The organism is Microbacterium sp. Leaf351 (genome assembly GCF_001423825.1).
GTDB classification, from domain to species: domain Bacteria; phylum Actinomycetota; class Actinomycetes; order Actinomycetales; family Microbacteriaceae; genus Microbacterium; species Microbacterium ginsengisoli.
Genome location: NZ_LMPK01000006.1, coordinates 12769 through 17959, shown reverse-complemented (window position 1 = coordinate 17959; position 5191 = coordinate 12769). Strand labels below are relative to the sequence as shown.

Annotated in this window: 4 protein-coding genes and 1 pseudogene; 3 read left to right on the top strand and 2 right to left on the bottom strand. The window is 60.1% G+C overall.

Annotation, left to right across the window (positions count from 1 at the left end; translation table 11 throughout):
* Positions 1–4 precede the first annotated feature (4 nt).
* Complete coding sequence (gene tcmP / locus ASG00_RS18820; protein WP_442922586.1) at positions 5–781, bottom strand: three-Cys-motif partner protein TcmP; 777 nt, start codon at positions 779–781, stop codon at positions 5–7.
* 359 nt (positions 782–1140) lie between these two features.
* On the opposite strand from tcmP, the pseudogene ASG00_RS18815 reads away from it, so the two are divergent.
* The 3 genes and pseudogenes from ASG00_RS18815 to ASG00_RS14740 all read left to right on the top strand — a co-directional run.
* Positions 1141–2383 (top strand): annotated as a pseudogene (locus ASG00_RS18815) (DUF7380 domain-containing protein); the annotation flags it as partial.
* A 4-nt stretch (positions 2384–2387) separates the two neighbouring features.
* Positions 2388–2967: DUF4209 domain-containing protein (locus ASG00_RS16530; protein WP_235559083.1), on the top strand; the 580-nt coding region annotated here is incomplete at its 5' end.
* Between the two features lie 41 nt (positions 2968–3008).
* Positions 3009–3698, top strand: coding sequence for a hypothetical protein (locus ASG00_RS14740; RefSeq protein ID WP_156454767.1), 690 nt, complete (start codon positions 3009–3011; stop codon positions 3696–3698).
* 251 nt (positions 3699–3949) lie between these two features.
* Here the strand turns inward: ASG00_RS14740 and ASG00_RS16525 are convergent.
* Positions 3950–4174, bottom strand: a 225-nt coding sequence (locus ASG00_RS16525) for a hypothetical protein (protein ID WP_235559082.1), incomplete at its 3' end; no start/stop codon positions are given.
* Positions 4175–5191 lie beyond the last annotated feature (1017 nt).

Below are 5191 nucleotides of genomic sequence, written 5' to 3'. Positions count from 1 at the left end.
CTCTCTACGTCAACGACGGCGAAAACCCCGCGGGAAGTGACACCACGCTAAGAGACTCACCCAAGATATAGGGCGCTTTGGGGTATCTCGTGAACAGTGTCAGAAAGAAGAGCGGCTGGGCGGATGTGCGTCGCCGAATTGGCACATGCACTGCCCGCAAACCTGTCCGATCAAAAACGGTTTGCTGGTAGATCCGCGAAACTTCCTGAGCTGCCGCCGTCGCACTTGCCGTGTCGTTTGAGCGACGGGCCGCAATGAAAGCGTCTCGCCACCAGTCACCACCGAGGAATTCGTCTGCGCGGCGGAGCGTCTTCACGTCATGCGGCTGCGTCCTGGGGGACATGAGGATGCCTCCGATCCGAGATACCGCTTCAACATTGAAGTTCAAAAGAACTTCTGTTGTCGCCCCTCGCGGCCTTCCGGTGACCGTTTCGATCAACAGATCGCGGGGCAGGGAGACACCGAAAGGATCGAGAAACAAAAGCACTGGATCAGAGCCCGCGGCTCGAATGGCCTCAGGGAGGAAATCCGCCGCGTCACCGTTGAACACTACGTGCTCACCGCCATCACCGACCACGGTGCGAAGCTGATCTGCGTACGTGGGTTTGCGCTCGATGAAGACCCCACGTAGACACACCCTGGCCGACAAGCGATTTGCGAGGTCACATACGATCTGGGGTGACCCTGCGGCCGCGGGCTCGTCACCGATCGCGGCATAGATGCCAGGTCCGGCGTACGCGTCTATAGCCCATACGGTCCCTGACCCCGTCGAACCCGTCATCGTCGCAAACACTGACAGATAGCCCTCAAGGACCGCGTGTTTGAGAACCGCAGCGGGTTTGCGTCCTTGAAAGAAGTCCTCGTTAGCTGTCACTCCGCCCCCAACCGGCGTTCCTCACGCCGCGAGCGCCCCCTGCATTACAGACGTACCAGCTGCGAGAGTGATGAGGCGTTGATCGTAGCGTCAGTGCTCGCCCACGAGAGTAGAGACGCGCTGGCGGCGCACCGTCGACTTGCGGTCCGAGCGTGACCTCGCTGGCCAGCATCGCGCAGCAGAGCTTGACGATGAGGACGGACGCGGAATCACTGGGCAATAGAACATAAATACGACTATGTGAATCCAAGAGGGATGATGGCAGGATGCAGAGAAGCGCGAAGGACGATCAGTCGAACGACAACGAAGCGGCTCGGCCCGACTGGGACCTATTGTTCAAGTCGCCAGCACTGCTTGAATCTTTCGAGGCCGAACGCAACGGCGTCACTCTGCTTACATTCCCCCTGCGCGAGGCAGCAGAATCCGAAGGAGATACGCAAGCCAACGAGGCCTTGGAGGCACTGAGCGCCATCGCCTCGCTCTACGTCGTTCCAGATGACTGGAACCGTGGCTACGGCCCGATGTATCAATCCGGAGAGGGCCGGACGTTCGTGCCCAGTGACCTGACCGATAAGAGCGTATCCGTGCTCGAGGACGTCGTAGAACATGTGCCTCACGACCTCCTTCGCGCTCGCGTCCACGACGTCCTGGCCATCCGCGTCAGTGGTCGTGCCCGTATGGATCACATCCACGCCCACCTCACTGACTTGCTCCGCGTTGGTATCGCTGCGGAGCGGTGGTTTGGTGAACGCGACATGTGGCACCGCGCGATAGAGACGGCGAAGCGCTTCGGTAAGTCCACAAGCACCGAGCTTGCAAGTTTCGAGAACGAACTCCTACGCAACCTCCTCGATGAGCCGATTGAGGACTACTTTCAAGCACAATTGGCGGACGCTCTTGCGAAGCACGGCCTCGGCCGTTCACGAGCAAACGACATCGCTCGCCGCCTCCACGACATCGGAGATTCGTTTGCCGATGACGCAGACAAGGCACGGATTTACTACGAGGCCGCCGGGGACTGGTTCGGTGCCGACGGCGACATGGACGCCCGCGGAGCGGCATACGCGACGGTCATTCGGTCCTACATCGCGGAGGCAGAAGCGCTCGCAAGCGAGAAGGACGGGAACTTGGCCCGTGCCGGCTATCTGCTGGAGCGCGCGCTTCGCGACCTTCGGAAGATCCCTCGCGCCGATCGCGACAAGCTTGGGCTCGGTGACACAGCTTCTATGTTGCCCCGCCGGATTCGTGAGGTAGGCGTGGCCGGACTGGGCAGTATGCACCGGTACGAGTCCGACCCGGTGGACCTGAGCGAGGCTGCACAGGCAGCGAGCAAGCAGGTCGCGGGACACAAGCCCGACAAGGCGCTGCTCATGTTTGCGCTGATCGAAGACTTCGCGTCGTTCGAGAAAGATCGAGCCGACGCAGAAGAACGCCTGAAGCGACATCCCTTCGCAGCCCTGTTCTCGCTGACAACCTACTCAGCAGACGGCCGGGTCGTGAAGCGGTCGGNNNNGCATGTCCTCCGTATCCAGCTGGTTGCAGCAGGGCGGCTCTGGCCTGCCTTCGAGACGCTGACGAACGAACATCACCTGTCCGTCGGCGACTTCATCGCCATCACGGCTGGATCTTCGACCGTGCCACTCGATCACGTCAGACAGTTCGCGCGTGGGCTGTATTACGGCTACACCGGAGACTTCTCAACCGCCGCTCAACTCCTCACGCTTCAGATCGAGCACTTCGTTCGTCACCACCTGCAGAACGCAGGCGTACCCACGACGGCGCGAACCGAGGAAGGCATCGAGAACGAGAAGGGACTGTCAAGCTTGCTTGAGAGCGACAACGTTCACGAGATTTTTGGCGCCGATCTTGCCTACGAACTTCGAGTCCTTTACTTCGATGCCACCGGCCCCAACCTCCGCAACGAAGTCGCCCACGGTTTGCTCACCGACGGGACCGCCGAAGGAGCGGAATCGCTCTACACGTGGTGGCTCGCGCTCCGGATCGTCTTCCTGCAGTTCTGGAACCGAAGCCACGTGCCCGCAGCCAACACGGCACCAGAAGACGTCAGCCCCTCAGATAAAGACGAAGAATAGACCCTGTCCGATGACCTTCGGTCGTCAGTAGGGTCCTATACGTGGATTCCCAGCTCGGAGATGTAGCACCAACGATCGATGATTTTCATCGCATCCACCGCACGCTCGCCGAGATCAAGCGGCGCATGCTCCGAGTGATGGACACGTTCGCGGAAGGACTGCGGCGAGACACGATCGAGCAGGTGGCGCTAGACCTTCGAATGACTCTCGAGTCCATTGTACTTTTGAGCTTCGTCACGCACAGGCCTCTGTCGGAGCAAGTCGAGTCGGCTTTAGCGCGGGCATCAATCTCGGATGCGCGGAAACGCGTGCGCGACCTCAATCCCTCCTATTGGCCCCATCCAGTTGAGGTCGTCGGCACGGATTACGTCGACGTTGAACACGGCTACCTGAGGGAGAAAGATTGGGGACGGGCTTTCGGTGACGTAAGCACAGTGCTCCACGCCCCAAACCCGTTCGCGTACTCTGACCGACGTGAGTTCGTGGAGCCACTCACCGAACTAGCCAAAAAGCTTCTTACCCTCACAGATCTTTTCATCATCGATCTCGCGGACACCGGTCTCGGCATCCTCTGTGTGATCGGATACGACTATGTGAACCGCCCTCCCGATGTTCGGGTCATGCTCAGTCAAGAAAAGTGGCCTCGGGAAGTTGAAACTGCGATCCGAATGTCCCACCAACAAGCAAGTGCGGGGCCTGCCTATCAAGCGTCAGCGGAGGCGACCCCGTGACTATGTAGGCTCGGCGTCTTCGCTGTGCTGACGTGCGTCAAAAGGCGTCGCTAGCGCGTTGCCATTGCAAAGAGTGCCGACACGACGAGCGCGACAAAGATCCCGAACTCCAGCACGGCGAGTCGACGCGAGAGCGTGGATTTGCCCCGCTCAGCCCGCAGGAATGCGTCAACTGCCAGCACTATTGCAATTGCCTCAGAGAATATCTGACCTGCGAGATCCCTCGAGATTTGGAAGCCAAGCGCGGCTGNCTGCGACCTTGCGACTGCCCGCCTATTCGCGGCACCAACAAGCCCCCGCAGAGTGATCCCGGCCACCCCGAGAGCGATGGTTACAGGATAGGGAAGGATGCCGATGCTCGACAGGGCAATCGCCGCGACTATGGAGCCGCCAACGTAGAGCACTTGTCCCCTCGTCGAAACGGCGATTGTCGGGTCCAGGATGGGCTCGGTAGCTTCCATTTCAAATACGGGCATGAGTGACTCCCTTCATTCTCCGGCTACTAGCATCGGACAACGATCCACATGGAGTTCACCATGAACACGTTGAGTCCAGTTATCGCGATGATCGGAATATTCTGCTGGATGCAATTTCCGCCTGACGCGGCGCTCTGAATGCGAGGGAAGATCAGACTGCCGACGAATCCCATCGCACTCGCGCAGACCGCCTTTCCTGCCACGGTGGGTACGTACCCGCATATCAATGCCGCTGCGGTGGTGCTAGATGTACCCAGGCCCGCACTTGCAAGCGAGGTCGCCAGTCGCTTGGTCTCCGTCTTCGTGAACTTCTGGCACGTCGCTGGGTACCAGCCCCAGATGAAGCACAGCGAAATTGAAGGATCTGCGGTCACCGGGAAGGCTTGAACCGCCGAGAGGTCGACGAACTGAATCAGCTTGCTTCCGTCCACCTCGTAACGCGTTGGAACCTCGTTTCCGTTTGCATCACGAGCCCACGCCGACGCAATACTGCCGACCGTATATTCAGTGGTGTCAGTCGACTGCCCCGTGGGATCGAGTCGTGCCAGAGAAGAACGTAGCGATACTGAACCATCCGATTCCAGCTCGGGTGTCAGTCGAGGATCGATCTGAAAGGTGTACTGGCTGGGCGACGAAGCGTCCGGGATGACAACGCTCTGCTGCAGAACGCCATCGCCCACCGTGATCGACAGCGAGGGCCCTCCGTCGTGTCCCACGTATGACACACTGCCGTCACTCGCGATCACTCCGGAGGCGACATCAACCTCCTCCGGCGTGGACAACGTGATCGGATCGGGTAGTGACGTGTTTATCTGGATTGATGCCGCAGCATCGGACGGAACGACCACGCCTTCCGCCGGTGCGGCATACCCGTCGGCTGTCGACGTGATCGGAACCGAGTCGACTGCCGCGCCGGCCGCTTCAGCTGCGGTACTGGCTGATGCAGCGACCTGATCAGCGTCAGCCGTGTCGTCTGCCCGAGCTGCGGAAGGCGCCAAAGCACCTGTCACGAGCGCC

What these genes read in the sequence shown, in the direction of transcription:
- tcmP (WP_442922586.1), bottom strand. Translation starts at nt 781, where the DNA reads ATGACGGGTTCGACGGGGTCAGGGACCGTATGGGCTATAGACGCGTAC.